Origin of the sequence: Curtobacterium pusillum, from assembly GCF_007673235.1 — a bacterium.
Lineage (GTDB): Bacteria > Actinomycetota > Actinomycetes > Actinomycetales > Microbacteriaceae > Curtobacterium > Curtobacterium pusillum_C.
On sequence record NZ_VDZH01000005.1, the window covers coordinates 220,864 to 246,564 of the forward strand.

Genomic DNA, 25,701 nt, shown 5'->3' on the forward strand with positions numbered 1-25,701 from the left:
ACTAGAGCGTCTAGCATTGTCCTCATGACTTCCGAGGTGATGACCGGCACCGCGGGATTCTGGTACGGCGATGCGTCCAGGGTCGATGCGGTGGACGTGCTGAACGCGCTCCGCCGGTACCGGAGTGCCGAGAGCGCCGCCCAGCGCCGTGCGCGCGAGGCCCTCGGCATCGGCGAGAACGCCCTGCTGGCGCTGCGTGTGCTCCTCGACGCCGAGTCGGCCGGCCGCACGGTCAACGCGAAGGACCTCGCCGAGGAGCTCGAGATCACGGCGGCGTCGACCTCGGCGCTCGTCGACCGACTCGTCCGCAGCGGGCACGTCGAGCGCCACCCGGACCCGAACGACCGCCGCGGCGTGATCCTCACCGCGTCCGGAGGCTCGATGCGCCAGGTGCTGCAGGTCATCGACCAGCTCGACTCCCGCGCGATCGAGGCCACCGAGCACCTGTCGGGCGACGACATGGCGGTGATCGTGTCGTTCCTCGACGAGATGGTCCGCGTGGTCGACGACGTGGACGCGGTCGGCAAGCGCTCCGCGTAGCCTGCCGCCATGCGTCGCGCGTAGCCTGCTGCCATGGCAACCACGGCGAACCCGGCGCCGCACGACCCCGAGGACGACATGCCCCTCGCGGAGCTCGACGCCCGAGCACGGGCGGACGCAGCCCTCCGCCGCATCCGGGCCGGTTCGGACCCCGCACGTGAGGCGTTCGACCTCGCCAACACCATGAACGACGAGACCGTCGGACGACTGACGAACGCCGTCCGACGGTTGTTCCGCCGGGGCTAGCGGTTCTGCGGCTCCGTCAGAAGGCGGTGCCGACCGCGGCGATGTCGTCGCCGCCGTGGCCCGCCGCGCTCGCGTCGGCGTAGACCCGCCCGAGCGCGTCCAGCAGGACGGTCGAGACGCCGGTGTCCCGCGCCGCGTCCGTGATCAGGCCGATGTCCTTGCGCAGGCCGTCGAGGGCGAACTGCGCCGGGAACGAACCGTCGATGATCGCCTTGCCCTTGGTGTGCGCGTACGCCGAGTCGCTGGCGCTGCCGTCGATCGCCTCGAGGAAGAGCGCCGGATCCAGCCCGAGCGACTTCGCGACCGCGAGGGACTGGCCCGTCGCCGCCGTGATCGACGCGATCCAGGCGTTCGCCGCGAGCTTGAGCGCCGTCCCGGCTCCGACCTGCTCGCCGGCACGGACCGTCTTCGCGCCGATCGCGTCGAGGGCCGGGTCGATGCGGTCGAGCACCTCCGACGGGCCGGCGGCGAGCATCGTCAGCGTGCCCTGCTCAGCCGGGGCCTTCGTGCCGAGCATCATCGCCTCGACGAGGGGGATGCCGTACTTCGCCGCGAGCTGCACGACGGTCTCGGTGCCGGCGACGCCGATCGTGGAGCACTGCACCCACACGGCGTCGATCGGGGCCTCGCCCGCGGCGGACTCGAGCACGTCCACGACGGCGTCGGTGTCGAACAGGGTCAGGAGGACGACCTCGGCGTCGGCGACCGCGACACTCGGGTCGGTGGCGACGGTCGCGCCCCGGTCACCGAGCGGAGCGGCCTTGTCGGCGCTCCGGTTCCACACCGTCACCTCGTGGCCCTCGCGGAGCAGCGATCCCGCCACTCCGGCACCCATCGTCCCGGTCCCCAGCACACTCACCCGCACGCGCGTCTCCGTCTCCGCAGCGACTCCCTGCCGCTGCGGCTCCGACGCTACGCGCCCGGGTTCAGAGCAGGCCGCGGTCCTGCAGCCAGGCGGCCGGATCGACGGGGGTACCGCCGATGATGACCTCGAAGTGCAGGTGCGAACCGGTGGAGACGCCGGTGTTGCCGACGGCGCCGATCCGCTGGCCGGCGGTGACGGTCTGACCGACACGGACGCCGATCTGCGACAGGTGGCCGTACCGGGTCTGGGAGCCGTCGGCGTGCTGCAGGAGGACCTGGTTCCCGTACCCGCCGGACACCCCGGCGGAGACCACGCGCCCGGACATCGCCGCGACGACGGTCGTGCCGGTGGGGGCGGCGAAGTCGAGTCCCTGGTGGCTCGTCGAGCACGCACCACACCCCCGCACCCAGCGGGATCCGAAGCCACCCGCTGCCGGGATCGACCCGGCGACCGGGCGCACGGACGACGCCCCGGAGCCCTCCGACGGCGCTGCCGGACCGACCGCGGGTGCCGTACGGGCGGGGACCTTCCCGATGGCGAACGCGTCCCGCTCGACCGCGATCGAGGTGCCGGCCGACGCGGTGTACTGCTGCGGGTCGAGCGCGGGGAGCATGCCCTGCGGCGTCGACGCCATCGCGGTCTGCGGGGTCGCGACGGACACGAACAGGCACGCGACCACGGCCGTGGCCGTGATCGGCACGGCCTTCGCCGAGGCGACGGCGCTGCCGAGGGTGCGAAGCGGGAGTGTGATGGCCTGCGTGACGGCTCGGCCGAGGTCGCCAGGCCCGGGCGTCCGGGACTCGGGACGGAGCGCACGGCGTGAGGACGGTGCGGGGGCCGCTTGCGCGGGGGTGGAGACCGGGACGGCGGGAGTGCGCACCGCCGCCCCGGTGGCTTCGTGGGTGACCGCACCGGCGGTCACGGTGGGCGAGACGACGGGGACGACGGGCCGCTGGGGCTGCTCGGACTGCTCGGCGCGCTGAGCCGCGGCCGTGGTGGTCCCCGCCGCGGCTTCGGCCGCACGGCGGGCGCGCCGGGTGAGCGGCACCTCAGGCGCGTCGGTGCCGGGGGCAGCCGCGGTGTTCGCCGCGTGCCGGGCTGCGCCGCGCGGGCGCATCGGCAAGTGGTCCGTCGTCGTGGTCATCGGGTTCGCCGGTGTTCGATCAGGCGCGGACGACGCCGTCGCAGGCGATGCGCTCGACCTCGGTCGCGACGGCGTCGACGACGGCTCGGGTGATCGCGTCGGCCACGGCCTCGACCAGGACGAGCTGCTCGGCGCTCACGTGGTGCTCGGTCTCCATCGCGGTGGCGACGCGGCCGGGGATCTCGTCGATCGCCGCGACGAGGGCAGCGGGGACGAGGAGGGATTCCTGCGCCGCGACCGGGGCCGACATCGGCGAGGTCGGGGCGGGTGTGAACGTCGCCCGGGCGACGGTCGGCGCCGGCGCGGACTGCACCGTGGTCCGTGCTGCGGATGCGGTCGCGGGAACGGCACGCTCGGTGCGGCGGGCGATGGAGTCGAAGAGTGGCGTGGAGGACATGCTGCTTGCCTTCCGATCAGGTGTCTGGACGATCCGTTCTCGGGCGGACCGCGGAGGGGTGTACCCGTAGGTACATCTCTATCCAAACACTGATATTTCGAATGTGCAATAGCAAGTGGTCACATACGCTGTGGCCAGCGCGTCAATCCGGTTCGACGGCCTCGGTCGGGTCGTCGCGCCGGAGGGCCTGCCGGACCCGCTCGACGATCGTCGCGGGCGGGTTGTTGTACGCGTTCGCGGGCTCCTGGCCGCTGAGCTCCTGGATCGCCGCCATCACGGCATCGGTGGCGTGTCGACGTGCACGCCCGGAGGACGCCTCGCCGTAACCGGACAGGTCGAGCGGCTTCCCGAACTCGATCGTGACCTTCGCGAGCTTCGGGATCCGCGACCCGACGGGCTGGACGTCCTCGGTGCCGGTGAGGGCGACGGGCACCACGGGAGCGCCACTGGTCAGCGCGAGCCAGGCCACGCCCGTCCGGCCCTTGTACAGGCGGCCGTCGAGGGAGCGGGTGCCCTCGGGGTAGATCGCGAACGCCTCCCCCGCCTCGAGCCGCTCGAGTCCGAGGTCCAGGGCGTGCTGCGCCGCCGAACCCGCGCCGCGCTCGACCCCGATCGCGCCGATGCCGCCGAAGAACGCCCGCGACACGGCACCGCGCAGGCCCGTGCCCGTGAAGTACTCCTGCTTCGCGAGGAAGGACACCTTCCGCGGCGCCATGAGCGTGATCGCCGGGGAGTCGATGAACGAGCGGTGGTTGCTCGCGAGGATCACCGGACCCCGCTTCGGGACGTTCTTCCGGCCGATGATCCGCGGACGCCACAGCATGCGGGCGAGCGGCGTCACCACCGCGCGGCTCAGCGTGGTGGTGAACTTGGTCGAACCGGACACCCGGGCCTCCTCGTGACGGGAGGTTCCGAGTGTAGTGATCACACCCGCGGTCGCATGCCCGCTGCGGAATGTGTCGGTCAGCCCGCCGCGGCGACCACGTCGAGCACGGCACGACCGTACCGCTCGAGCTTCGTGCCGCCGACGCCGGAGATCTCGGCGAGCTGGTCTTCGTCAGCAGGCTTGACCGCCGCGATCCCCCGCAGGGTGGCGTCGTTGAAGACCACGTAGGCGGGGACGCCCTGCTCGCGGGCCTGCGTCGCACGCCAGGCCCGTAGCGCCTCGAACAGGCCGAGGGCCTCCTGTGGCATGTCCGTGACGACGGTCCGACGGGAGCGGCTGGCACGCGGGGCCTTCACCGGGTCGCGGCGCATCCGGACGACGACCTTGCCGCCGAGGACGTCGGCGCTCGTCGGACTGAGCACGATCGTGCCGAAGCCGTCGCCCGAGACGGCGGCGTAGCCCTGCGCGAGCAGCTGCCGGGCGACCGCGCGCCACTCTGCTTCGCCGAGGTCGCTGCCGATGCCGAACGTCGCGAGGGACTCGTGCCGGAGTTCCTGCACGCGGGGCGACTGCTTGCCGACCAGGATGTCGACGAGGTGCGAGACGCCGTACCGCTGGCCACGCTCGCGGTCGAGGCGCACCACGGTGGAGAGGAGCTTCTGCGCCGGCACCGTGCCGTCCCAGGACTCGGGCGGTGCGATGCACGTGTCGCAGTTGCCGCAGGCGGTGCTGTCCTGCCCGAAGTACGCGAGCAGGCGCACCCGGCGGCACTCGATCGTCTCGCACAGGGCGAGCATGGCGTCGAGGTGGGCGCTGAGCTGCCGGCGGTGTGCGGCGTCGCCCTCGGACTGGTCGATCATCCGGCGCTGCTGCACCACGTCGTTCAGGCCGTACGCGAGCCACGCGGTCGAGGGCAGTCCGTCACGGCCGGCGCGACCGGTCTCCTGGTAGTAGCCCTCCACCGACTTCGGCAGGTCCAGGTGCGCCACGAACCGGACGTCCGGCTTGTCGATGCCCATGCCGAACGCGATGGTGGCGACCATGACGATGCCGTCCTCGCGCAGGAACGTGGACTGGTTGCGTTCCCGCACCTTGGCATCGAGACCGGCGTGGTACGGCAGCGCCGGGATGCCCTGGTCGGCGAGGGCGGCCGCCGTGCGCTCGACCGAGTTGCGGGACAGGCAGTAGACGATGCCCGCGTCGCCGCTGTGCTCCGTCCGGATGAAGGTGAGCAGCTGCTGCAGCGCGCCGGTCTTCGGCTCGATGCGGTACTGGATGTTCGGCCGATCGAAGTCGGCCACGAAGTGCGCGGCGTCGTCGAGGCCGAGCCGGGCGGAGATCTCGCGGTGGGTCTGCGGCGTCGCCGTGGCGGTCAGGGCGATGCGCGGCACCGTCGGCCAGCGCTCGTGCAGGACGCTGAGCTCGAGGTAGTCCGGGCGGAAGTCGTGGCCCCACTGCGCCACGCAGTGCGCCTCGTCGATGGCGAACAGGGCGATCTGCGCACGGTCGAGCAACGCGCGGGTGGACTCGAGCCGGAGCCGTTCCGGTGCGAGGTACAGCATGTCGACCTCGCCCGACACGACCGCACGCTCGACCCGCGCACGCTCGTCCGGCCCCTGCGTGGAGTTGAGGAACGCGGCCTTGACGCCGTTCGCCGCGAGGGCGTCGACCTGGTCCTGCATGAGCGCGATGAGGGGTGAGACGACCACCCCGACGCCGTCCCGCACGAGCGCGGGTACCTGGTAGCAGAGCGACTTGCCGCCACCGGTCGGCATCAGGACGAGCGCGTCCCCGCCGGAGACGACCTGGTCGATGATCGACGCCTGCTCGCCCCGGAAGTCGTCGTAGCCCCACACGCGGTGCAGCACGTCGAGCGCCGCGGCACGCGAAGCAGACACGGCAGCGGGCGCGGGCGTGGTGCTCATGCCACGAGCCTACGGGCGACCGGCGACACCCACGACGTTGTCCACAGGCTCCGCCGACGCGTTGCCGGACCCGGCCACGTCGTCGGGGCCGGCCGGCGCGTCCACCCAGCCCGTGCCTCCAGGCCGGAGCCACCGGGAGCCGCCCGCCCAGGCCGGGGCCACACCGCGGAACCGCGGCGCCTGGCGACCGGCGAAGCGCCGGTCCAGGTGCCGCCACTTGGCGAGCAGCTCGACCATGCCCCAGTACGCGAGCGAGGTCCCGAGGGTGATGAGCCAGCCGACGACGGTGCCGTTGGCGTCCTGCGACGTGAGGTCGATCTTCGACCAGCCCGGCGCCTGCACCACGAAGATCATGATGTTGTTGAAGGCGTGCTGCAGGACGGTGGCCTCGAGGCCACCGGTCCGCAGCACGATGATCGCGGCGATCAGGCCGAACGAACCGACGTCGAGGATGCCCCACACGTTGTAGCCGTTCGGGATGTGCAGCAGCGCGAACACCACCGTCGAGACGGCGACGGCGACGATCGTGCCGACGACCCGCACCGGGATCCACGAGCCGATGGTCTGCATGAGGAAGCCGCGGAAGATGTACTCCTCCGCCGCGCCCTGGAACGGGACGAGCAGCAGGACGAGCACGATCGTGACCGTCAGCGTGCCGACCGACACCGTCGACTGACCGATCGCATCGTGGTCCCACCCGAAGCCGCCCTCGAAGGTGAACATGCCGCCGGTCTGGACCAGGAACATGATCACGGAGATCACGAGCGTCGGGAGGAGGCACCACGCCGCCCACGCCCAGCGCACGCGGAAGCGCGTCGACGACAGGATGCCCGCCGGGCCGAGACGCGCGATCCGCACCGCGAGCAGGACGCCGGGCAGCAGGACCACCAGCGACACGAGGCTCAGCGAGAGGGTCAGCGGGTCGGTCGGGTCGAGGGCACCGCTCTGCAGGTCGTCGAGCAGGCTCGTCAGCCCGGACTCGCCCTGGACCGCGGCGATCGGGATGAAGTAGGCGATCGTGATGAGGACCTGGGACGCGATGTACCAGCCCGCCAGGAACGCCAGCGCCACGAGCGGGCGCCACCACCTCCAGCGTGCGTCGACGCGGGGCAGGCGGTGGTAGGGAACGCTCACGCCGTGCAGGCTACCGGGCCGGGCAGGATGGGAGCCGTGGGGCGGCGGGTCGGGGTGGTCGCTGGCGTAGGCGGTGTCCGCGGCCCGAGACTCGGGCTGAGCGACAGTTCTCGGGCGTTCCGGCACGAAGAGTGTCGCCCAGCGCGAGACTCGGGCGGGTCGCGGGTCGGCGGACGCGCGTCAGGCGTCGGGGATGAGGCGCTTGCCGAGCGAGACCGTTCGGTCGTCCGTGTAGCCGAGGGACTCGTAGAACCCGATGACCTGCTCGTTGCCGGCGCGCACCTGCAGGTTGAGCTTCGGGCAGCCGAGGTCCGTCAGCAGCCGCTCGAACTCGGACATGAACGCACGGCCGAGTCCGGAGCCCTGCAGGTCCGGCCGCACGGCGAGGTAGTTCACCCAGCCCCGGTGCCCGTCGAACCCGGCCATCCCCGCACCGACCACCGGGCGGGCCGGGTCGTCGGCGTCCTCGGCGACGAGGAACAGCTCGGGCTGCACCGAGAGCTTGCGGGCGATGTCACGTCGGGGGTCGTTCCACGGACGCACGAGACCGCACGCCTCCCACAGGGCGACGACGGACTCGGTGTCGGCGGGCGTGAAGGCGCGGAGGACGTGCTGCATCTCCACACGGTAACGGTGCTGTGGAGAACCTCGTCACGGAAGCGTCGTCGTGATCTGATAGACCTGTCCGACCACCCCATCCGGATCAGGAGCCCCGTGACCGCACACGAGACACTCCCGTCGCGTCGATCAGGCCGCGACGGCGACGGTCGATCCGCGCGTCCGGCGCCGCGCCGTCGCCAGACCGTCGGTGGCGCGATCGTCTCGCTCATCGCCGAGCTGCTCATCATCGCGGGTGCCGGCACCGGGCTCTACGTGGTGTGGACGGCGTGGTGGACCGACGTCGTCGCGGTGAACGCGCAGACGAAGCTCGTCGACGGGCTCGGGCAGAAGGACACCTCCGGGACCGGTACCGAGCACCGCGGGCCGGCGCCCGTGCTCGCCGAGCCGCCGACCGTGACCGACGTCTTCGGCACGATGCAGATCCCCCGCTTCGGCAAGGACTACGACCGCCCGATCGGCGAGGGCACGGACCGTGAGAAGGTCCTCAACACGATCGGCCTCGGCCACTACCAGGACACCGCGATGCCGGGCGCCGAGGGCAACTTCGCCGTCGCCGGACACCGCGTCACCTACGGCAAGCCGCTCAACCAGATCGCGGAGCTCAAGACCGGGGACGACATCGTCGTGCGGGTCACCGACGCCAAGACGAAGTTCGACGTCTGGTACGTGTACAAGGTCACCGACTCGCAGATCGTCACGCCGGACCACGTCGAGACGATCGCTCCGGTGCCGAACAAGCCCGGCGTCGAACCGACGGCCAGTGACCGCTGGCTGACCCTCACCGCGTGCCACCCGATGTGGTCGGCGAAGGAGCGGTACGTCACCCACGCCAAGCTCGACTACTGGATGCCCGCGTCGGAGGGCACCCCGAAGGAACTCTCGGAGACGACGAAGTGATCTTCCCGTTCGTCTGGCGGATCCTGCCCGGACCCACCGCACTCAAGGTGATCGAGCTGCTCGTGCTGCTCGCCGCGATCGTCTTCGTCCTCTTCACGTGGGTGTTCCCGTGGGTCGCGGCGGACATCCTGCCGCCGCCGGACGGCACGGTGGACGTCACCCCGTCCCCCTGACCCGCGAGACGCGGACCCTCGCACACTGCGCCGTGCGCGCCGCGCCCCGTGCGGGCGTGCGCGGGTCAGACGGTCGTCGTCACGCGTGAGCCGCCGTCGGCCGTCCGGCGCACGGCGATCCGCTCCGGGATCCGCTGCTTCAGTTCCTCGACGTGGCTGACGATCCCGACCTGACGCCCACCGGCCGTCAGTCGTGAAAGCTGACCGATGACGTCGTCGAGCGTCTCGGGGTCGAGCGTGCCGAAGCCTTCGTCGACGAACAACGTGCCGAGGGAGACACCGCCGGCCTCGGCCTGCACGACATCGGCGAGCCCGAGCGCCAGGCACAGCGACACCGTGAACGTCTCACCTCCGGACAGGCTGCGCGGGTCACGGACGGTGTCGGTCGTCTGGTCGTGCACGGCGAGCGCGAGTCCGGTGCGGCGTGCGCGTGAGCCCGACTCCCGCTCGTCGGAGGTCTCGAGGGTGAACCGGCCGGCGAGCATCGCCCGGAGCCGGTCGTTCGCCGCCGCCACGACGTCCTCGAAGCGCCGCATGAGCACGTAGGTGCCGAGCGTGATGCCGCTCGGGTTCACCGAGGGCGCCCCCGCCGCGATGTCCGCGAGCCGGACCACCGCACGGCTGCGCGCCGAGGTGTCGTCCCGCGCCCGGACAGCGGCGGCGAGGTCGGCGGCGCACTGCTCGGAAGCGGCAGCGCGGTCGCCGGCGGAGGTCGCGAGTCGGGTCGCGTCGTCCGCTGCGGCCGCGGTCTGCTCGCGCGCGGCACTGGCACCGTCGAGGTCGAGTCGTTCCCGGTCGTCGTCGGCAGCGGCGACCACGGCGGCGTCGGCGAGCCCCGCATCGACGACCGCACGCTCGCGGTCCGCCTCGGCGACCTCGTCGCGGAGCTGTTCCGCAGACACCCGGTCGAGCACACCGGTGCGGGCGTCCGCGACGTCGTCGAACTCCTGCTCGGCGAGGACCCGTTCGACGTCGGCCGTCCGGTCGTGCACGGCCTCGGCTGCGGTGGCGGCGCGGGCGTCTGCCTGTGCCACCGCATCGAGCCGGGCGACGAGGGCGTCGAGCTGCTCGACACCGGACTGCAGGTCGTCGGGGACGTCGTCGAGGTGCGTGGCGACCCGTGCGACGCCCTGCCGCACGAGTGCGGTGTCTGCCGCCACGCGCTCTCGGTCGGCCGCGACCGATCCGGCGAGGACCGCGCGCTCGGCGTCGACCTCGTTGCGCTGCCGCTCGAGGGCTCGGGTCTGCTCGTCGTGCGCGGCCCGCTGCTGTTCCAGCGTACGGACCAGCACGGCGGCGTCGTGTGCGGCCTGCACCCGTGCCGCAGCGGCGGCGGCCAACGCGTCGATCGTGACCGCGTCGGTGTCGCCGAGCGCCTGGACGAGGCGCTCCAGGGCCGCACGTTCGACCGCGAGCGTCGCGGCGGCGTCGGACAGGTCCTGCTCGGCACGACGTGCGACGGCACCCGCAGCCTCGATCGCCTCGGTCGTGGGGTGGTCGTCCTGCGGCGTCGCGACCACCGGGTGTTCGGTCGCGCCGCACACCGGGCACGGGTCCCCCGGGGCCAGCGCGGCGCCGAGCTCTCCGGCGAGCCCGGCGATCCGACGCTCACGGAGCTGCTGCTCCGCGCGGACCCGATCGAGCGCGGTGGCACCGGCGTCGGTCTTGGCCTGTTCGGCGAGGCGGACCCGGCGGTCCGCCTCGCCGCGCGCCGTCAGGTCGGCACGCAGCTGGTCGATCCGCTCGACCTCGACCCGAGCGGCCTCGGCTCCGGCGGCGAGTGCTGCGGCGGCGCGGGCGTCCTCGACGATCCGGGAGCGTTCGGCGGGGCGGGCCTCGAGCGCGGCGTCGAGTTCGGCGAGCCGCACGACGAGCTGCTCCCCCCGTCCCACCGCGTCGGCGATCGTCCGACGTCGGCCCGGGAGCGCACGTTCGACGGCGACGAGATGCCGGACCTCGGCGAGGGACTCCGCGGCGGCGGCACGCTCGCGGGCGAGATCCTCCGCTCCGCTCGTGACGGCGTGCCGAGCGCGGAGTGCCTCGGCGTCGGCAGTCGCCTGGGCCGACCGGGTCCGGGCCGCGTCGAGGCCGTCCGCGACGGCGACGACGCGGGCGGCCCGCTCGCCGAGTGCCAGACGGGTCCGGGCCGCGTCGACCCGCGGGGCGTGCTGCTCGAGCGCCGCCCGACGCCCGAGGAGCGCCGCCCGCCGGTCGAGGGCTGCCGCACGTGCGGTGACGGCCTGCTCGTGGGCCGCGGCGGCGGTCGCCGCCGCCGAGGCCGCCGCGCGTGCTGCCTCGGCGGCATCGGCGACGGAGCGCAGCGCGGCCACCGTCGTCGGGACCTCGGACTCCTCCGGGTCATCGGTGCCCGAGGCCTGGGCGAAGCGGTTCAGGGCGTCCCGCACGCGGGCGTCGGCGCCGTCGACCTCGGCCTGCACCGCTCGGCGCCGGGCGGCGAGCTCCTCGGCGGTCCGGTCGTAGACCTGCGTGCCGAACAGGGACTGCAGGAGCTTCCGGCGCTCTTCGCCCGGGGACCGCAGGAAACGTGCGAACTCACCCTGCGGCAGCACCACGGTCTGCAGGAACTGGGCCTTGTCGAGCCCGACGATCCGAGCGATCTCGGCACCCACCTCGGGGATGCGGGACGACACCGGTTCGCCCGCGACGTCGGCCGGACCGGCGAGCCGGAACAGCTGCGCCGCTGCCTGCTGCTTGACCGTGCCGGTCCCCCGCTGCTTGGGGCGGTCGTACTGCGGGGAGCGCCGGACCCGGTAGACGCCGGCACCGGTCTCGAAGACGAGCTCGACGTACGGCTCGACCGCGGGGTCGGCGTGCTGGCTGTGCAGCCGGTCGTTGCTGGCGTCGGCACCGGCGAGTCCGCCGTACAGGGCGAACACCACGGCGTCGATGATCGTCGACTTGCCGGAGCCCGTCGGCCCCTCGAGCAGGAACACCCCCGATGCAGCGAGCGCGGCGAAGTCGATCGACACGAGCTCCGGGTAGGGCCCGATCGCACGGAGTTCGAGACGGTGCAGGTACATCAGCGGTCCCCCTCGCGCTGCAGGGCGAGGGCCGCGGCCTCGTACGCCTCGGTCAGGATCGCGCGGTCGTCGTCGTCCGGCGCCGCACCGGTGGCGAAGGAGACGAAGTCGGCCGCGACCTCGACCGGGTCGGACGTCGCGGTGACGGCACGTGCGGCGGCGCGTTCGCCGCGGTCGGCCGGCTCGTGGGTGATCGCGAGGGCGAACGGGAAGTGGTCCTTCACCCGCGCGTACATCCGCTCGGGGTGCACGGAGTCGGTCACGGCCACGCGGACCCAGGCGTCCGACGCCGACCGGAACGCACCGGACTCGACGTCGTCGATCGTGCCGCGGACGTCGACGAGCCGGCGGGGCACCGGAGCGGGCACGAGCTCGACCGTGACCGAACCGGAGGCGTCGAGGTCGACGACCGTCACGGACTTCCGCTGGTTGCGCTCACCGAACGAGAACGCGAGCGGCGACCCGGCGTACCGGATCCGGTCGCCGTCGCCCACGCGCTGCGGACCGTGCAGGTGCCCGAGCGCCACGTAGTCGACCCCGTCGAACACCGACTCGGCGACCCGGTCGACCCCGCCGACGCGGATGTCCTGTTCGCTGTCGCTCGGCTCGGTGCCGCCGACGAAGGCGTGCGCCACGACGACGCTGCGCGTGTCCGGACGCCCGGCGAGGTCGGTGCGGACGCGGTCCATCGCGGCACCGACGACGGCCTGGTGCGACCGGGCGAGCGGTTCGTCGGGCACGGCGGCGAGGGCGTACCGCGTGAGGTCGGGGTGGAGGTACGGGATGCCGTAGACGGCCACCGGACCATCGGCGTCGTCGACGAGCACGGGGGTGGCGATGCCGGCGGGTTCGGCGAGGATCCGGACGCGCGCGCCCATCACCCCGGCGCCGAACCCCAACCGCGCGGCGGAGTCGTGGTTGCCGGGCGTCAGGACCACCGTGGTGGTCTCGGCGAGTCGCTCGAGCGCGTGGGAGAGCATCCGGACGGCGTCCACCGGCGGGATCGCGCGGTCGTACACGTCCCCCGCGATGACGACGAGGTCGACCGCGCGCGCCCGCACCAGGTCGACGAGCCAGTCCAGGAACGCCGCCTGGTGCTCGAGCAGGTCGGCGCCCAGCAGCGTGCGGCCGAGGTGCCAGTCGCCGGTGTGCAGGATGCGCATGCCGCCACGGTAGCGCCGGCCGCGGACATCCCCGGACGCCCCGCGGTCGCCTGTGGAGAACTCGCCGGCGTCAGCCGCAGCTGAGGTTCGTACCGATGAGCGCGGTCTGGATGCGTGCCGTCGCGGTGCTCGTCGACACCCAGTTCCCGAGGTAGTTGACCCGGAGCGTGACGGTGTACGCCTGCCCGAGCGGGAGCAGTCCGGAACCGACCACCCGCACCGGTGTCGTCGTGCCGGTCGCGAGTACGGTCGTGCCGTTCATCACCGAGAACGACGTCGCCGCCGGTCCCCCGTACGCGAACGCGATGTTCACGGAGCCGTCGCCGTTCGGCGAGCACACGAGCGTGGTCGCCTCCGGCACCGTCAGGGCACCGAAGGACAGCGCGGTGGTCGTCGTCCTGGACCACGGCGCTGCGACGGCCTGTGCGGGGAGGAGCACACCGGCGACGACGAGCGCGGCGGCCGCCGCGCCGAACCGGCGGACCCGCCGTGCGCGTCGCTCCCGTCGACGTGCGGCGCGGCGGCTGGCGGGTTCGGGGTCGTGGACGGTGGGAGCGACGGACTGGAGGCGCGTGGCGGCGCCGTCCCGCGCCTCCAGGCCGTCATCGGTACCGTCCGCACCCTCGTCACCCTCGTCACCGTCGGTGCCGTCGGTGCCGTCGGTGCCGTCGGCCGCGACGAGTCGCCGCAGCGACCCGTCGATCGTGCACAGGGCGAGCACCGCGAACAGCCCGAGCGCGAGCATGCCGGTCTTGGCCCACTCGCCCTGCCGGATCCACAGGACCGGCGCCCCGACGAACGGCACGCGCAGGAACGCGACCCCGTGCACGGCGGACTGCTCGATCGGTGTCGAGTCCTGCTGCGGGTTGGCGTCGCCCTTCGTGATCAGGGTGCCGCGGGGGCCGTCCTCGACGTAGCGGTGCATGCGCAGGTGCCCGGGCTGGTCCGGGTCGTCGGCGAGCAGGATCTTGCCCGTCTTGACCTCGCCGGCCGAGACCGGACGCGAGACGACCACGTCGCCCGGGGTGAGCCGCGGCTCCATCGACCCGGTCATCACCGTCGTCGGCTGCCAGCCGATGACGGCGGGCGCGGCGGCCCAGAGCGCGAGCCCGAGCAGGGTCGCGACGACCCCGCGGGCGAGCGTGGCGACGACGACGCGCCCCCAGTCGACGGCGTCGCGGAGCACGTCGTGCGGTGTGGGACCACCGTGCACTTCGATGCTGACCATGACTGCCTTCGACCGGGGGCGCGTTGACGGAGGGTGACGGACGGGACCGCGTCGGGCCCGGTCCCGGACGTCACCAGCGAGCGGGGACGGACCCCGGCTCAGCTGTTCTGGGCCTCCCAGGTGAGGCCGATCGACGCGGTGCCGCCCTGCACCGTGTTCGGCGCGGTGCTCGAGACCGTGTAGGTGAAGCGGTAGACGCGCGACTCGGACGCGGAGCCGGTCGGGGCCCACGTGCCGAGGCCGGTCGCGAAGTTGGTCGAGCCGGTGCCGAACGCGGCGAGCGTGCCGTTGTAGAGCGTGCCGCTGGTCGACGCCGGCGTGAAGCCCGTGCACGAGCCGAAGCCGCCGCCGGTGCCCTGCTCGACCTGCAGGTTGATGTTGCCGGCGAGGTTGTTCGTGGTGGCGGGGTTCGTGCCGTACAGCTTCACCGTCGAGGCGAGCGACCCGGTCGAGGTGACGGTGATGCAGTTCGCGCCGGTCGAACCGGGCTTGAGGCCCGTCGCGGTGAACAGCGCCGTGTTGTTGTCGTCGTCGGTCAGGGCGACGCTGCCGGCCGTCCAGTTGCTCGTCGGGTTCACGGTGGTGGCCGAGAACGCCGAGTACGACGCGGTCGAGACGACGACACCCGAGGCCACGAGTGCGGCGGGGATGGCGATCCAGGCGGCGAGACGAGCGGCGCGAGGGGTGACACGGGACATGACGGAGCTCCTGATCCATGGTGCGCCGGGCCCGCGGTGGTTGGCCGCGCTTCGACGCTGTGGTTGGTACCGCGTCGTGGTTGTTCGACGCAGTGGTTGGTACGACGATCAAGTTACTTGGAGGCCGTGCGGCTCACAAGGGAAGCTACGCCCCCACTGCTGGGGGTAGTTCGACGAGTGAGATACTTGTTCAATGAGCAGCACGACGGCGCACCAGTGCCGTCCCCACGATCGCGCAGGCGATCACGCACCCGAGAGAGCCGCCCGATGACGGACACCGTCCCCGCACTCGCGCACCCGCTGGACACCGCACAGCTCCCCCCTGCGCCGGTGTCACCCGTCGTGAGCGTGCCCGAGACCACGCCGGGCACCGACCTGGCGAAGCTCATGACCGCGTTCCGCGTGCTCCAGATGCAGCACGCCCGGGTGCTCCACCACGAGAGCTCCAGCCGTGGTCTGAACGCCACCGATGCCCGGTTCGTGTTCTTCCTCGCGGCAGCGGACGGCGAGGGCGTCACCCCGAAGCAGGCCGGCGAGTACCTCGAGCTCACCACCGGCGCGATGACCTCGCTGATCGACCGGCTCGAGAAGCGCGCCCACATCGAGCGCCGACCGAACCCGAACGACCGCCGCAGCATCCTCATCCACCTCACCCCGTCCGGGGCCGAGGTCGCGAAGCAGATCGGCGCCGTCTACACGTCGGCGTTCCGCGACGTGATCGCCCCCGGGGACCGTGACCGGCTCGCCGAGGCGTTCGACCGACTCGGGGTGGCGCTCGACCACCACTCGCGCACGGTCACCGCGCCGCGGGACGGGTCCGCGCCACGGGTCGGGTCCGCCTCGTGACCGCGGTGCTGCCGGACGACCCCACCGCGCCCGGTGCCGCCGCCGTCCCCGCCGGGTCGTCGTCGCCCGTGTCACCCGTGTCCGGGGCGGCACCGGAGACCGACCTCGACCGCGTGCTCGAGGTCTACCGGCGCCTGCAGATCCACCACGCCCGACTCGTGAACGTCGAGGCGTCGCGGCGCGGGCTCGGGCTCACCGACCTCCGCTTCCTGTTCTCGCTCGCCGCGCGCCCGGGCGGCAGCGTCCTGCCGAAGGAGGCCACCGCGTACCTCGGCCTCTCCACCGGTGCGATGACCTCGCTCATCGACCGGCTCGAGCAGCGCGACCTCGTCCGGCGAATCCCCAACCCGAACGACCGGCGGAGCGTCGAGGTGGTCATCCTCGACGCGGGCACCCGCACCGTCGACGAGGTCAAGGACGTCTACCGCGAGGCCTTCACCACCGCGATCCCGGCGGACCGGATGGGCACGCTCGCGACCCTGCTCGAGGCGTTCGACGCCGAGCTCGCGGCACACGGTGCCCGCGCGTAGCGTGGCCCGCATGACCCCCTCAGAACTCCTCATCGAAGCGTTCTCGCGCATCCCGTCGACCGTCGAACGGGCCGTCGACGGGCTGTCGGAGGACCAGCTGGCCGCACGTCCGGCCGCCGGTGCGAACACGCTCGCCTGGCTCGCGTGGCACATCGCGCGCGGGCAGGACGCCCAGGTCGCGGACCTCGCGGGCAGCGAGCAGGTGTGGACCGCGGACGGCTGGGTGGAGCGGTTCGGGCTGCCGTTCCCCGCCGAGGCGCTCGGGTACGGCATGTCCCGTGACGACGTCGGGCGCGTGCGTGCCTCGGCCGATCTGCTGGTCGGGTACCTCCGTGCCGTGCACGAGCGGACCGTCGCCTACGTGCGGACGCTCTCGCCGGAGGACTTCGACCCCGTGGTCGACGACGCGTGGGACCCGCCCGTCACGCGGGGCGCGCGGCTCGTGAGCATCCTCGACGACTGCACGCAGCACGCGGGGCAGACCGGGTACGTGCGCGGGTTGCTCTTCTTCAACCGCTGACGCGGTCCGGACGGACGGGAGGCACGGTGCCAGCTGGCACCGTGCCTCCCGTCGTCCGTCTGCTCGCGACTACCGCGCGGCGAGCTCCGCGACGATCCCGTCACCGGGAGCGGCGTCGACGAGCTCCGCTTCGATCTCCGCGTGCTCGAGGATGCCCTCGATCTTGCGGCGACGGCTGCGCGGGACGATCGTCACGACCGTGCCCTCCTTGCCGGCACGACCCGTGCGGCCCGAGCGGTGCATGTACGCCTTGTAGTCGTCCGGGGCGTCGGCCTGCACGACCAGCGACACGTCGTCCACGTGGATGCCGCGGGCGGCGACGTCGGTCGCGACGAGCACGTTCACCCGGCCACTCGTGAGCAGCTGCAGGTTGCGCGTACGACGGGACTGGTTCAGGTCGCCGTGGAGCGAGGTCGCGCGGATGCCGGCGTCCTCGAACTGGTCGGCCAGACGCTCGGCGTAGGCGCGGGTGCGGGCGAAGACGATGGTCTTGCCCTCACCGGCGACCAGTTCCTCGAGGAGCTGGTCCTTCTGGCGCTGCTCGACCACGAGCACGCGGTGGTCGATCGTCGACGACGCCTGGTCCTCACCGGCGACCTCGTGGACGGACGGCTCGTGCAGGAACTCCTCGACGAGCGAGGCGACCTGCGCGTCGAGCGTCGCACTGAACAGGAGCTTCTGGGCGCGGTTGCCCTCCGGGGTGACCTCGGCAGTGGCGGAGAGGATCTCCTGCACCGGCTCGAGGAACCCGAGGTCGCACATGTGGTCGGCCTCGTCGAGCACGGAGATGACGACCTCGCTGAGGTCGAGCTTCCCCTTGTTCATGAGGTCCTGCACGCGGCCCGGCGTCCCGACGATGATGTCGACGCCGCGCTGGAGCGCACCCTCTTGACGGCCGTACGGGACACCGCCGTAGATCTGCGTCGTGAACAGGCCGACCGAGCGGGCGATCGGCTGCACCGTGCGGTCGATCTGCAGGGCGAGCTCACGGGTCGGCGCGAGGATGAGCGCACGCGGGGCGCGGCCCATCTTCCGCTTCGTGCCGCCGCCGTTCTCCATGAGCTTCTCGACGAGGGGCGCACCGAAGGCGATCGTCTTGCCGGAGCCCGTGCGGCCACGGCCGAGCACGTCCTTGCCGGCGAGCACGTCGGGGATCGTCGCCGCCTGGATCGGGAACGGGCTGCTGGCGCCGAGCTCCTGCAGGGCGCGGGAGATGTTGCCGCCGATGCCGAGGTCGCCGAAGGTCACGCCCTCGACGTCGGCCGCGACGGTGGCCTCGGCCTGGAGCTTCTCGAGCTTGACGTCGTCCGCGGGGACGAACGGCTTGCGCTCGGTGCGGTCGCGGTCGTCGCGGTCGAAGTTCCGACGGGGACGGTCGTCGCGGTCGAAGTTCCGACGCGGACGGTCGTCGTTGTCACGACGCGGAGCGCGGTCGTCACGATCGAACCGGCGCGGGGCACGCTCGTCACGGTCGAACCGACGCGGACGGTCGTCGTTGTCACGACGGGGAGCGCGGTCGTCACGGTCGAAGCGACGGGGAGCGCGGTCGTCACGATCGAAGTTGCGACGCGGACGGTCGTCGCCGTCACGACGCGGCGCACGGTCGTCACGATCGAACCGACGCGGCGCACGATCGTCGCGATCGAACCGACGCGGGGCGCGGTCGTCACGGTCGAACCGACGCGGGGCACGGTCGTCGCGGTCGAAGTTCCGACGCGGACGGTCGTCGCTGTCACGACGGGGAGCGCGGTCGTCACGGTCGAAGCGACGGGGAGCGCGGTCATCACGGTCGAAGCGACGGCCGCCACGGTCGTCACGCTGCGGGCGGCTCTGGCCACCGTCGCGCGGCTCCCAGTTCGGACGGCTCGGGCGCTCGCCCTGCGATGCGCGGCCGCGACGCTCCTCGGCGTCCCAACGCTGCTTCTGTCGGGGTGCCGACGGGTCGGCAGCGCGGAACCCGCGGTGCTTGCTGCTGCGTGCGGCGGGGGTGCCGTTCGGGTGACGGACACGGTCGGAGGCGCGATTGTCCGCGCCGCCCTTGTTGTACGGGGCCATGGCTACTTTCTCGGGGTGCAGACGTACCGCAGCGCCCGGCAGCGACATCGGCGGGGGCTGAATGCGGAGAGGGGGTTCTTCCCGTCGCGGATCGACGTGAATCCAGCCCTCGAGCAACACACACCCAAACTTGAACTCCGTGATCGCAATGTCACGGCGTCGAAGGCCGACCGAGCGAGTCTACGCGACCACGCGCCCTGATGCCAGCCCCGAGGCGGGCGCGCGGTGCGCGGTGGCGGCGATCCGTGCCTCCAGGCCGGCCGCCGCGGTCAGGACTCGGCGAGCCGCTGTCGCTGCTCGGCCACGTCGAAGTCCGCCGCGGGCCACGTGAGCTGCATGTCCTCGAGTGTGCGGAGGAGCAGCTGCTGGACGGCGAGCCGCGCGTACCACTTGCGGTTCGCGGGGATCACGTACCAGGGCGCACGCGAGGTCGAGGTGCGGTCGAAGACCGTCTGGTACGCCTCCTGGTAGTCGTCCCAGAGCAGCCGCTCGTCGATGTCGCCCGGGTTGAACTTCCAGTGCTTGTCGGGGCGGTCCAGGCGTTCGCCGAGCCGTTCACGCTGTTCGTCCTTCGAGATGTGCAGCATCACCTTGACGATGCTCGTGCCCTGCTCGGCGAGCCCGTCCTCGAAGTCGACGATCGCGCCGTAGCGGCGCTCGATCTCCTCCGGGGGTGCGAACGAGCGGACCTTCTGGATGAGGACGTCCTCGTAGTGCGAGCGGTCGAACACGCCGAGCTGGCCTGCTCCCGGCAGCTGTCGTTCGATGCGCCAGAGGAAGTCGTGCTCGCGTTCCTCGGCGGTCGGGGCCTTGAAGCCGGCGTAGTGCACGCCGTTCGGGTCCACCGCGCCGACCACGTGCGAGACGATCCCGCCCTTGCCGGCGGTGTCCATCGCCTGGAGCACGAGGAGCACCCGGCGCTGGTCTCCCGCGGTCGATGCCGCCCAGAGCCGCTCCTGCAGGGCGGACAGGCGGGACTCGCCTGCGGCGAGCGCCTCGAGGCCGTCGATCTTGCGGCCGGGGAACCCCGGGGTGCCGTCGGGGTCGACGCGGTCGAGGCGGAAGCCCTCCTCGACGCGGAGCAGCGGTTCGGGGTCGGCGTTCCAGGCCTTGCGACGGCTCACGGGTCCTCCTGCGGGGTCGTCTCTCATCCTGGCACCGTGGGGGCGGGTTCGCCCGGGGGCCTTTTTTCGTCCGTCGGGGTCGTCCGCTGGGTGGAGTGCGGCGCGTGGCCGTTCGTCCCACCGGTGGACGTCGGCGCGCGGAGGGCGAGTTACGGTGGACTCGATGAGGTCAGGCCGTCGCACGTTGCTCGCGCTCGTCGCCGCGGTCGTGGCGCTCGGCGCGGTCGCGTCGTGCAGCGCGGACCCCGTCGGCGACGAGAACCGCACGGTCACCGCCGGCCCCGTCATCTACCCGCTGTCCCTGCGGTACCACGGCATCGACGTGGTCGCCGACGTGCCGTACGGGTCGGAGTCACTGCAGCGCCTCGACGTCTGCCTGCCCGCCGACAGCGCTCCGGACACCACGACGACGCCGACCGCGACGGCCGTCCCCACACCCACGGCCTCTGCGTCGGCTTCGACTCCGGCGAACCCGGGTGCACTCGCCGAGGCAGCCAGCGGCACCCGTCCCGCCGTGCTCATGATCCACGGCGGCAGCTGGTCGCACGGCGACAAGGCGACGGCGGCGTACCGGTCGGTGTGCAAGTACCTCGCCTCCGAGGGGTTCGTCACGTTCAACGTCGACTACCGCCTCGCGCCGACCGACCCGTTCCCGGCCGGGCTCGACGACGTCCGCCGGGCGCTCGACTTCGTGTTCCGTCCGACGACGCTGTCGACCTACGACGTGGACAGCAAGCGGGTCGGGGTGTTCGGGGGCAGCGCCGGCGGGAACCTCGCCGCGATGCTCGCCGTCACCGACCACGACTCGACCGCGTACGCCGAGGGCGACCGGATCCGTGCCGTCGTCGACCTGAGCGGGCCGACGAACCTGACCTCGCGGTCGACCCGGGCGGACGGGGTCTCGGCGTCGTTCCAGCGGAAGCAGTTGCTGTACCTCGGGTGCCGGACCTACGCGAACTGTCCGGCGGCGACCCGGGCATCGCCGGAGTACCACGTGACCTCGGACACGGCGCCGTTCTTCATCGGGCACTCCACGGACGAGTTCATCCCGCTGTGGGAGTCGCAGGAGTTCGCGGCGACCCTGCGGAAGCACGACGTGCCGGTGACGTTCGTGGCCGTGGAGGGGTCGGCGCACTCGATCGCGCAGCTCGACGAGGCGATGAGCAAGCGCGTGGCGACGTTCCTGCGGGGGCACTTGGGCTGAGCCGGCGGCGGGGCAGGGGCCCGTGGCTCCCCGAGTTTCGCGGTCAGCGACAGTTCTCGGGCGCCGGGGCACGAGAAGTGTCGCTCAGCCCGAAACTCGGGCGGACGAGCGAGCGGGCCCACGGCGGGCGCGGGCGCGGGCGTGCCCCGGGCGGGTGGCACCCGGAGTCGGGACTGCCGCCCGGGGCACGCCCGCAGCAGACTTTCGGGGTGACCGACACCTCGACCCGCCCTGCCCGCGACACCGCCACCCGCTGGGAGCGGCACTCGTCGCTGCAGACGTTCGCCGAGCTCCTGCTCGGGCTGTCGTTCGCCGCTGCCGTCGCGTTCGGTGGGTACGCAGCCGTGACGGGTCGGATGACCGTGCTGTCGCAGGGCGCCGGCGTCGTGTTCCTCGTGACGCTGACGTGCGTGCTCGTGTCGTGGTTCCGCGCCGTCGAGCGTGAGGAAGCCCCGACCGCGCCGGTCAACCCGATCGCGGCCGTCGACGCCGAGTACCGCCGCTAGCCCTCCGCCGTCGCCGCCGCATCCTCCGCAGCAGTCCCAGCCGCTGCGCGCCGGTCGGCCCGACGTTCGCGCGCCCGCTCGACGACGAAGTAGAGCGCCGGCAGCACCACGAGGGTGAGCAGCGTCGACGACACCAAACCGCCGATGACGACGAGCGCCAGCGGCTGCGAGATGAAGCCCGACTTGCCGGTGAGTCCGATCGCCATCGGGACGAGCGCGAAGATCGTCGCGAGTGCTGTCATCAGGATCGGGCGGAGGCGCCGTGTGGCTCCCTCGACCAGGGCGTCGCGGACGCGGAGCCCTCGTCGCCGGTACTGGTTGACGAGGTCGATGAGCACGATGGCGTTCGTCACGACGATGCCCACGAGCATGAGGACACCGATCAGCGACGCGACCCCGAGCGGGATGCCCGACACGATCTGCAGCAAGATCGCCCCGGTCGCGGCGAACGGCACCGAGACGAGCAGCAGGAGCGGCTGGAGCAGGCTGCGGAACGTCGCCACCATCACCACGTAGACGATGAGGATCGCGATCAGCGCCGCGAGCAGCAGCTGGCTGAACGCCGACGACTGGCTCGAGGCCACGCCGCCGATCGTCGCCGAGGCACCCCTCGGCAGGTCGAGCCCGTCCACCGCGGTGGTGACGGCCTGCACCGCCGCACCCAGGTTCGTGGCGTCCGGCGTGACGGTGATGGTCGCGGTGCGGACGGCGTCCGAGGTGGTGACGGTGGTCGGCCCCTCGGCCCGTTCGACGGTCGCGACGTCGGACAGAGGGACAGCCCCGGTCGACGTCGGGATCGACAGGCTCCGCAGCGCGGCCGTGGTCGTCGGCGGCTCCGGGTCGGCGATGTACACGTCGAGCGAGGCGTCGTCGATCTCCACCGTGCCGGTGTCCAGCGGCGAGACGGCCGCGGCGACGATCCCGCCGACCTGCGTCTCGGTGAGGCCGAGCGCCGCCGCCTTCGACCGGTCGACCCGGACGGCGAGGTACGGCTCCGCCGAGGACAGGTTGCTCGACGCCCCGGTGGTGTGGTCGACCTTGCGCATCTCGCGCAGGACCTGGTCCGCCGCGGTCCGGAGTTGGTCCTGGGTCGGCGCCGTGACGTCCACCTCGATGTCGCTGCTCCCGCCGAAGCCGCCGCCCGCCGACGAGACCGTGACGTCACCGGCACCCTCGAGCGCATTCAGCCGCTTCCGGGTGTCCGACTGGATGCGGTCCTGGTCGGCGTCGGCGTCCGTCGTCACGGCGTACTGGATCGATGCGGAGGCACCGCCGCCGAACGCCGCCTGGATGGACTGCCCGCTCGTGCCGATGGTCGTCTGCACCGTGTCGACGCCGTCCACGTCACGCAGCTGCCGTTCGACCTTCCGGGCCTCGTCGGACTGCACGTCGAGGCTGGTGCCCGGGTCGAGGTCCTGCGTCACCGTGAACGTGTTCTGCCCGGAGTCGCCGAGGTAGTTCGTCTTGACGAAGGGCAGCGCTGCCGCGGTGCCGCCCAGGACGACGACCGCCAGGATCAACACCGTCCACGGGGTCCGGAGCACCCACCGGAGGACAGGCTGGTAGCCCCGGCGCAGGCGGTCGGGAGCGGAGGCGTCGTGCAGGTCGGCTGCGGAGGCGAGTGCTCCCGTCGTCGCGGAGCGGCCTGGAGGCGCGGTGTCGGTGGGTGCGTCGGCTGCGGCTGACGGGGTGGTCGCGCCGGCGTGCTTGTGCGGCTTCGGCGCGCGCAGGAACCAGTACGCGAGCACGGGCACGATCGTCAGCGACACGAGCAGCGAGGCGACGAGCGCCATCGTGACGGTCAGGGCGAACGGCCGGAAGAGCTCGCCGACGAGCTCGGCCACGAACGCCACCGGCAGGAACACGACGACCGTGGTCACCGTCGACGCCGTCACGGCACCGGCGACCTCGCGCACGCCGTCGAGCACCGCCTGCCGTCGGTCGACGCCGGGTTGCAGGTGCCGCTTGATGTTCTCGATCACGACGATCGAGTCGTCGACGACTCGGCCGATGGCGATCGTGAGCGCCGCGAGGGTGATGATGTTCAGCGTGTAGTCCGCTGCCCGCATGCCGATCGCCGCGAGGAGCACCGACGTCGGGATCGAGATCGCGGTGACGATCGTGGACCGGACGGACAGCAGGAACAGCAGGATCACGACCACGGCGAACCCGAGGCCGAGCAGGCCTTCCTCGGCGAGGGAGTCGATCGACTGCTGGATGTACGGCGCCTGGTCGAACACCACGGTGATCTTCGGGTCACCGGTGATCTTCTTCTCGATCTCGGGCAGGGCGTCCCGCACGGTCGTCGAGACGTCGACGGTGTTGGCCTCTTGCGTCTTCGTGATCGCGATCGTCAGGGCCCGCTCGCCGTCGACGCGGCTGATCGAGGTGCGCGGGGACTCCTGGATCGCGACCTTCGCGACGTCGCCGATGGTCGCCGCCGAGGTCCCGCCCGTGAGCGGCAGCGCCTCGATGTCGTCGAGGGAGGCGATCCGCTGCCCGGTCTGCACCGAGAGCGTCGTGCCGTCCTGCGTGATCGTGCCGCCGGGGATGAGCGTGCCGTTGTCGTCGAGGGCGTCCGAGATGGCGGTCTGCGACAGCCCCCGTGCGGCGAGCGCCGCGCGGTCCGGGGTGATCACGACGCGTCGGCCGGGGTTGCCGAAGACGTCCGCCTCGCGCACGCCGTCGAGCTTCTCGAGGTCGGGGATCGCGGTGGCGTTCAAGCGGTCGACGAGCTGTTCCTGGTCGCCGGTCGCCGAGACCGCGAGCTGGATGACCGGTAGGTCGTCGAAGGACCCGGTGACGATCTGCGTCTGGACCGAGTCGGGCAGCGACAGTGCGTTGACGACGGTCTGGATCTTGTCCTCAGCGCTGGCGAGGTTCGATCCGTAGGCGAACTCGGCGGAGACGACGCTCTGGCCGGTGGACGACGTCGCCGTCGTGGACTCGAGGTCCGGCACCGCCTGGATCCCCTGCTCGATCTTCGTCGAGACGTCGTTCGACACGACTTCCGGTGTGGCACCGGGGTAGGCGCTGACGATCGCGATCTGCGGGAACTGGACGCTCGGGATGAGCTCCTGCTTGAGGCTCGTCAGCGCGATGCCGCCGAACACCGCGACGACGACGGTGACGAGCGCGATGAGGGCCCGGTTGCGGAGACTGAAGACCGAGAGGAGGTGCACGCTCCGATCCTTGCAGGACCCACCCGTGCGTGGACGCGATCACCGCGATCCGTGGAGAACCCAGGACGGACGAGTCCCTGTTGAGGACCGACCTCAGCCTCCCAGCGCCAGGTACACCCCGAGCACCCCGACCGTGCCGAGGACCCCGACCCCGAGCGCCAGGACCCGGCCGAGCGGGTCACGGGCGGTCAGGACGGCCACCGCGAGGAGCACCACCCCGACGACGATCTCGACCACCCAGGTCACCGGCCCGGTGGTGTCGGCGACCTGGAGTAGTGCCCGGACGCCCTCGCCGACGAGCACCGCCGCGGTCGCACCGAGTGCTGCGCCGCGCCACCGCACGTTCGGAGAACGGACGGCCACGGCGACGGCCCCGGCGAGCACCCCCGCGGGGATCCCCATGAGGACCCAGAAGTTCGTGATGGACAGGAAGTCCGGGAAGCCCCGGAGGTTCGTCGTCGCCCAGTACCCCACGTGCATGAGCTCGAGCAGGACCACACCGAGGAGCATCGCGAGCGGCAGCGCCACCCGGCCCGCACGGACGCCGGCGAGCATGCACAGCAACGCGGCGACGACGAACCACGGCCCGGCGGAGTTCGAGACGGTCGACAGCCCGGGGACCGCCTGGCCGAACGAGGTCAGCACGCCGGCGAGCAGCGAGCCGGTCAGCGCCATCGTGACGCGGGCAGCCGGGGGCACCGCCGCGCACGCGACGCGCTCCGGAGCCGTGGCCGTCGCCTTCATGGTCGTGTCCATGCGACAAGACTCCCGTGCCG

At 72.3% G+C, this 25,701-nt stretch carries 24 protein-coding genes; 9 read left to right on the forward strand and 15 right to left on the reverse strand.

Going from position 1 to position 25,701, the window contains the following annotated elements:
* Nucleotides 1-24 precede the first annotated feature (24 nt).
* Both FS532_RS14965 and FS532_RS14970 read left to right on the forward strand, forming a co-directional pair.
* Complete coding sequence (locus tag FS532_RS14965) at nt 25-540, forward strand: MarR family winged helix-turn-helix transcriptional regulator (protein ID WP_144756042.1); 516 nt, start codon at nt 25-27, stop codon at nt 538-540.
* A gap of 33 nt (nt 541-573) precedes the next feature.
* Entirely contained in the window at nt 574-786 is a 213-nt protein-coding gene (locus FS532_RS14970; protein WP_144756044.1) for a hypothetical protein, read from the forward strand.
* A 16-nt stretch (nt 787-802) separates the two neighbouring features.
* Here the strand turns inward: FS532_RS14970 and FS532_RS14975 are convergent, their stop codons facing one another.
* The 7 genes from FS532_RS14975 to FS532_RS15005 all read right to left on the reverse strand — a co-directional run bounded on the left by FS532_RS14975 (nt 803) and on the right by FS532_RS15005 (nt 7,755).
* Nucleotides 803-1,651 carry an NAD(P)-dependent oxidoreductase gene (locus tag FS532_RS14975; RefSeq protein ID WP_260852758.1) on the reverse strand — a complete coding sequence of 283 codons (849 nt, stop codon included), beginning with the start codon at nt 1,649-1,651 and terminating at the stop codon, nt 803-805.
* A gap of 61 nt (nt 1,652-1,712) precedes the next feature.
* Complete coding sequence (locus FS532_RS14980) at nt 1,713-2,795, reverse strand: M23 family metallopeptidase (RefSeq protein ID WP_144756046.1); 1,083 nt, start codon at nt 2,793-2,795, stop codon at nt 1,713-1,715.
* Between the two features lie 19 nt (nt 2,796-2,814).
* Complete coding sequence (locus tag FS532_RS14985; RefSeq protein ID WP_144756048.1) at nt 2,815-3,192, reverse strand: hypothetical protein; 378 nt, start codon at nt 3,190-3,192, stop codon at nt 2,815-2,817.
* 142 nt (nt 3,193-3,334) lie between these two features.
* Complete coding sequence (locus tag FS532_RS14990; protein WP_144756050.1) at nt 3,335-4,078, reverse strand: lysophospholipid acyltransferase family protein; 744 nt, start codon at nt 4,076-4,078, stop codon at nt 3,335-3,337.
* Between the two features lie 77 nt (nt 4,079-4,155).
* On the reverse strand, nt 4,156-6,003 hold the full coding sequence (gene recQ, locus FS532_RS14995) for a DNA helicase RecQ (RefSeq protein ID WP_144756052.1): 1,848 nt from the start codon (nt 6,001-6,003) through the stop codon (nt 4,156-4,158).
* 9 nt (nt 6,004-6,012) lie between these two features.
* Complete coding sequence (locus tag FS532_RS15000; protein WP_144756054.1) at nt 6,013-7,137, reverse strand: CPBP family intramembrane glutamic endopeptidase; 1,125 nt, start codon at nt 7,135-7,137, stop codon at nt 6,013-6,015.
* Nucleotides 7,138-7,317: 180 nt separating this feature from the next.
* On the reverse strand, nt 7,318-7,755 hold the full coding sequence (locus FS532_RS15005; RefSeq protein ID WP_144756057.1) for a GNAT family acetyltransferase: 438 nt from the start codon (nt 7,753-7,755) through the stop codon (nt 7,318-7,320).
* A gap of 96 nt (nt 7,756-7,851) precedes the next feature.
* Here FS532_RS15005 and FS532_RS15010 point away from each other — a divergent pair, with 96 nt between their 5' ends.
* Complete coding sequence (locus tag FS532_RS15010; RefSeq protein WP_260852759.1) at nt 7,852-8,655, forward strand: class E sortase; 804 nt, start codon at nt 7,852-7,854, stop codon at nt 8,653-8,655.
* Nucleotides 8,652-8,828 carry a hypothetical protein gene (locus FS532_RS18735; protein WP_186322092.1) on the forward strand — a complete coding sequence of 59 codons (177 nt, stop codon included), beginning with the start codon at nt 8,652-8,654 and terminating at the stop codon, nt 8,826-8,828. The genes FS532_RS15010 and FS532_RS18735 overlap by 4 nt, the downstream gene beginning before the upstream one ends.
* Nucleotides 8,829-8,893: 65 nt before the next feature.
* Here FS532_RS18735 and FS532_RS15015 read toward each other — a convergent pair whose 3' ends face one another.
* The 4 genes from FS532_RS15015 to FS532_RS15030 form a co-directional block, all read right to left on the reverse strand.
* Nucleotides 8,894-11,869, reverse strand: coding sequence for an AAA family ATPase (locus FS532_RS15015; protein WP_144756060.1), 2,976 nt, complete (start codon nt 11,867-11,869; stop codon nt 8,894-8,896).
* Nucleotides 11,869-13,032 carry a metallophosphoesterase family protein gene (locus FS532_RS15020; protein WP_144756063.1) on the reverse strand — a complete coding sequence of 388 codons (1,164 nt, stop codon included), beginning with the start codon at nt 13,030-13,032 and terminating at the stop codon, nt 11,869-11,871. Before FS532_RS15020 ends, FS532_RS15015 begins: the two co-directional genes overlap by 1 nt.
* Before the next feature lie 70 nt (nt 13,033-13,102).
* A complete protein-coding gene (locus FS532_RS15025) occupies nt 13,103-14,260 on the reverse strand; it encodes a S24/S26 family peptidase (RefSeq protein ID WP_144756066.1) in 1,158 nt (385 codons plus the stop codon).
* A gap of 98 nt (nt 14,261-14,358) precedes the next feature.
* Nucleotides 14,359-14,958, reverse strand: coding sequence for a hypothetical protein (locus FS532_RS15030; RefSeq protein ID WP_144756069.1), 600 nt, complete (start codon nt 14,956-14,958; stop codon nt 14,359-14,361).
* A 267-nt stretch (nt 14,959-15,225) separates the two neighbouring features.
* Here FS532_RS15030 and FS532_RS15035 point away from each other — a divergent pair, with 267 nt between their 5' ends.
* From FS532_RS15035 to FS532_RS15045, 3 genes are read left to right on the forward strand one after another with little or no spacing between them, the layout of a single operon-like run.
* Nucleotides 15,226-15,804, forward strand: coding sequence for a MarR family winged helix-turn-helix transcriptional regulator (locus FS532_RS15035; RefSeq protein ID WP_144756072.1), 579 nt, complete (start codon nt 15,226-15,228; stop codon nt 15,802-15,804).
* Entirely contained in the window at nt 15,801-16,334 is a 534-nt protein-coding gene (locus FS532_RS15040) for a MarR family winged helix-turn-helix transcriptional regulator (protein ID WP_144756075.1), read from the forward strand. Before FS532_RS15035 ends, FS532_RS15040 begins: the two co-directional genes overlap by 4 nt.
* A gap of 10 nt (nt 16,335-16,344) precedes the next feature.
* A complete protein-coding gene (locus FS532_RS15045; RefSeq protein ID WP_144756078.1) occupies nt 16,345-16,854 on the forward strand; it encodes a mycothiol transferase in 510 nt (169 codons plus the stop codon).
* Between the two features lie 69 nt (nt 16,855-16,923).
* On the opposite strand, the gene FS532_RS15050 is transcribed toward FS532_RS15045, so the two are convergent.
* Nucleotides 16,924-18,909, reverse strand: a complete 1,986-nt coding sequence (locus FS532_RS15050) for a DEAD/DEAH box helicase (protein WP_144756081.1) — start codon at nt 18,907-18,909, stop codon at nt 16,924-16,926.
* Nucleotides 18,910-19,178: 269 nt separating this feature from the next.
* Nucleotides 19,179-20,060, reverse strand: a complete 882-nt coding sequence (locus FS532_RS15055; RefSeq protein ID WP_144756084.1) for a PPK2 family polyphosphate kinase — start codon at nt 20,058-20,060, stop codon at nt 19,179-19,181.
* A gap of 136 nt (nt 20,061-20,196) precedes the next feature.
* On the opposite strand from FS532_RS15055, the gene FS532_RS15060 reads away from it, so the two are divergent.
* Nucleotides 20,197-21,237 (forward strand): alpha/beta hydrolase, encoded by a 1,041-nt coding sequence (locus FS532_RS15060; protein WP_144756087.1) that lies wholly within the window; start codon nt 20,197-20,199, stop codon nt 21,235-21,237.
* A gap of 209 nt (nt 21,238-21,446) precedes the next feature.
* Nucleotides 21,447-21,743 (forward strand): hypothetical protein, encoded by a 297-nt coding sequence (locus tag FS532_RS15065; protein ID WP_144756090.1) that lies wholly within the window; start codon nt 21,447-21,449, stop codon nt 21,741-21,743.
* Here the strand turns inward: FS532_RS15065 and FS532_RS15070 are convergent.
* A complete protein-coding gene (locus FS532_RS15070) occupies nt 21,740-24,925 on the reverse strand; it encodes an efflux RND transporter permease subunit (RefSeq protein WP_144756092.1) in 3,186 nt (1,061 codons plus the stop codon). The two genes, FS532_RS15065 and FS532_RS15070, sit on opposite strands and share 4 nt — an antisense overlap.
* Nucleotides 24,926-25,018: 93 nt before the next feature.
* Nucleotides 25,019-25,681 carry a DUF6518 family protein gene (locus FS532_RS15075; protein ID WP_144756095.1) on the reverse strand — a complete coding sequence of 221 codons (663 nt, stop codon included), beginning with the start codon at nt 25,679-25,681 and terminating at the stop codon, nt 25,019-25,021.
* Nucleotides 25,682-25,701: the final 20 nt, after the last annotated feature.

Coding starts and splice junctions, on each gene's coding strand:
- FS532_RS15055 (WP_144756084.1), bottom strand. CDS start 20,060: ATGAGAGACGACCCCGCAGGAGGACCCGTGAGCCGTCGCAAGGCCTGG.
- FS532_RS15020 (WP_144756063.1), bottom strand. CDS start 13,032: ATGCGCATCCTGCACACCGGCGACTGGCACCTCGGCCGCACGCTGCTG.
- FS532_RS14965 (WP_144756042.1), top strand. CDS start 25: ATGACTTCCGAGGTGATGACCGGCACCGCGGGATTCTGGTACGGCGAT.
- FS532_RS15060 (WP_144756087.1), top strand. CDS start 20,197: ATGAGGTCAGGCCGTCGCACGTTGCTCGCGCTCGTCGCCGCGGTCGTG.
- FS532_RS14980 (WP_144756046.1), bottom strand. CDS start 2,795: ATGACCACGACGACGGACCACTTGCCGATGCGCCCGCGCGGCGCAGCC.
- FS532_RS15015 (WP_144756060.1), bottom strand. CDS start 11,869: ATGTACCTGCACCGTCTCGAACTCCGTGCGATCGGGCCCTACCCGGAG.
- FS532_RS15075 (WP_144756095.1), bottom strand. CDS start 25,681: ATGGACACGACCATGAAGGCGACGGCCACGGCTCCGGAGCGCGTCGCG.
- recQ (WP_144756052.1), bottom strand. CDS start 6,003: ATGAGCACCACGCCCGCGCCCGCTGCCGTGTCTGCTTCGCGTGCCGCG.
- FS532_RS15005 (WP_144756057.1), bottom strand. CDS start 7,755: ATGCAGCACGTCCTCCGCGCCTTCACGCCCGCCGACACCGAGTCCGTC.
- FS532_RS14985 (WP_144756048.1), bottom strand. CDS start 3,192: ATGTCCTCCACGCCACTCTTCGACTCCATCGCCCGCCGCACCGAGCGT.
- FS532_RS15045 (WP_144756078.1), top strand. CDS start 16,345: ATGACCCCCTCAGAACTCCTCATCGAAGCGTTCTCGCGCATCCCGTCG.
- FS532_RS15035 (WP_144756072.1), top strand. CDS start 15,226: ATGACGGACACCGTCCCCGCACTCGCGCACCCGCTGGACACCGCACAG.
- FS532_RS14970 (WP_144756044.1), top strand. CDS start 574: ATGGCAACCACGGCGAACCCGGCGCCGCACGACCCCGAGGACGACATG.
- FS532_RS15025 (WP_144756066.1), bottom strand. CDS start 14,260: ATGGTCAGCATCGAAGTGCACGGTGGTCCCACACCGCACGACGTGCTC.
- FS532_RS15030 (WP_144756069.1), bottom strand. CDS start 14,958: ATGTCCCGTGTCACCCCTCGCGCCGCTCGTCTCGCCGCCTGGATCGCC.
- FS532_RS15050 (WP_144756081.1), bottom strand. CDS start 18,909: ATGGCCCCGTACAACAAGGGCGGCGCGGACAATCGCGCCTCCGACCGT.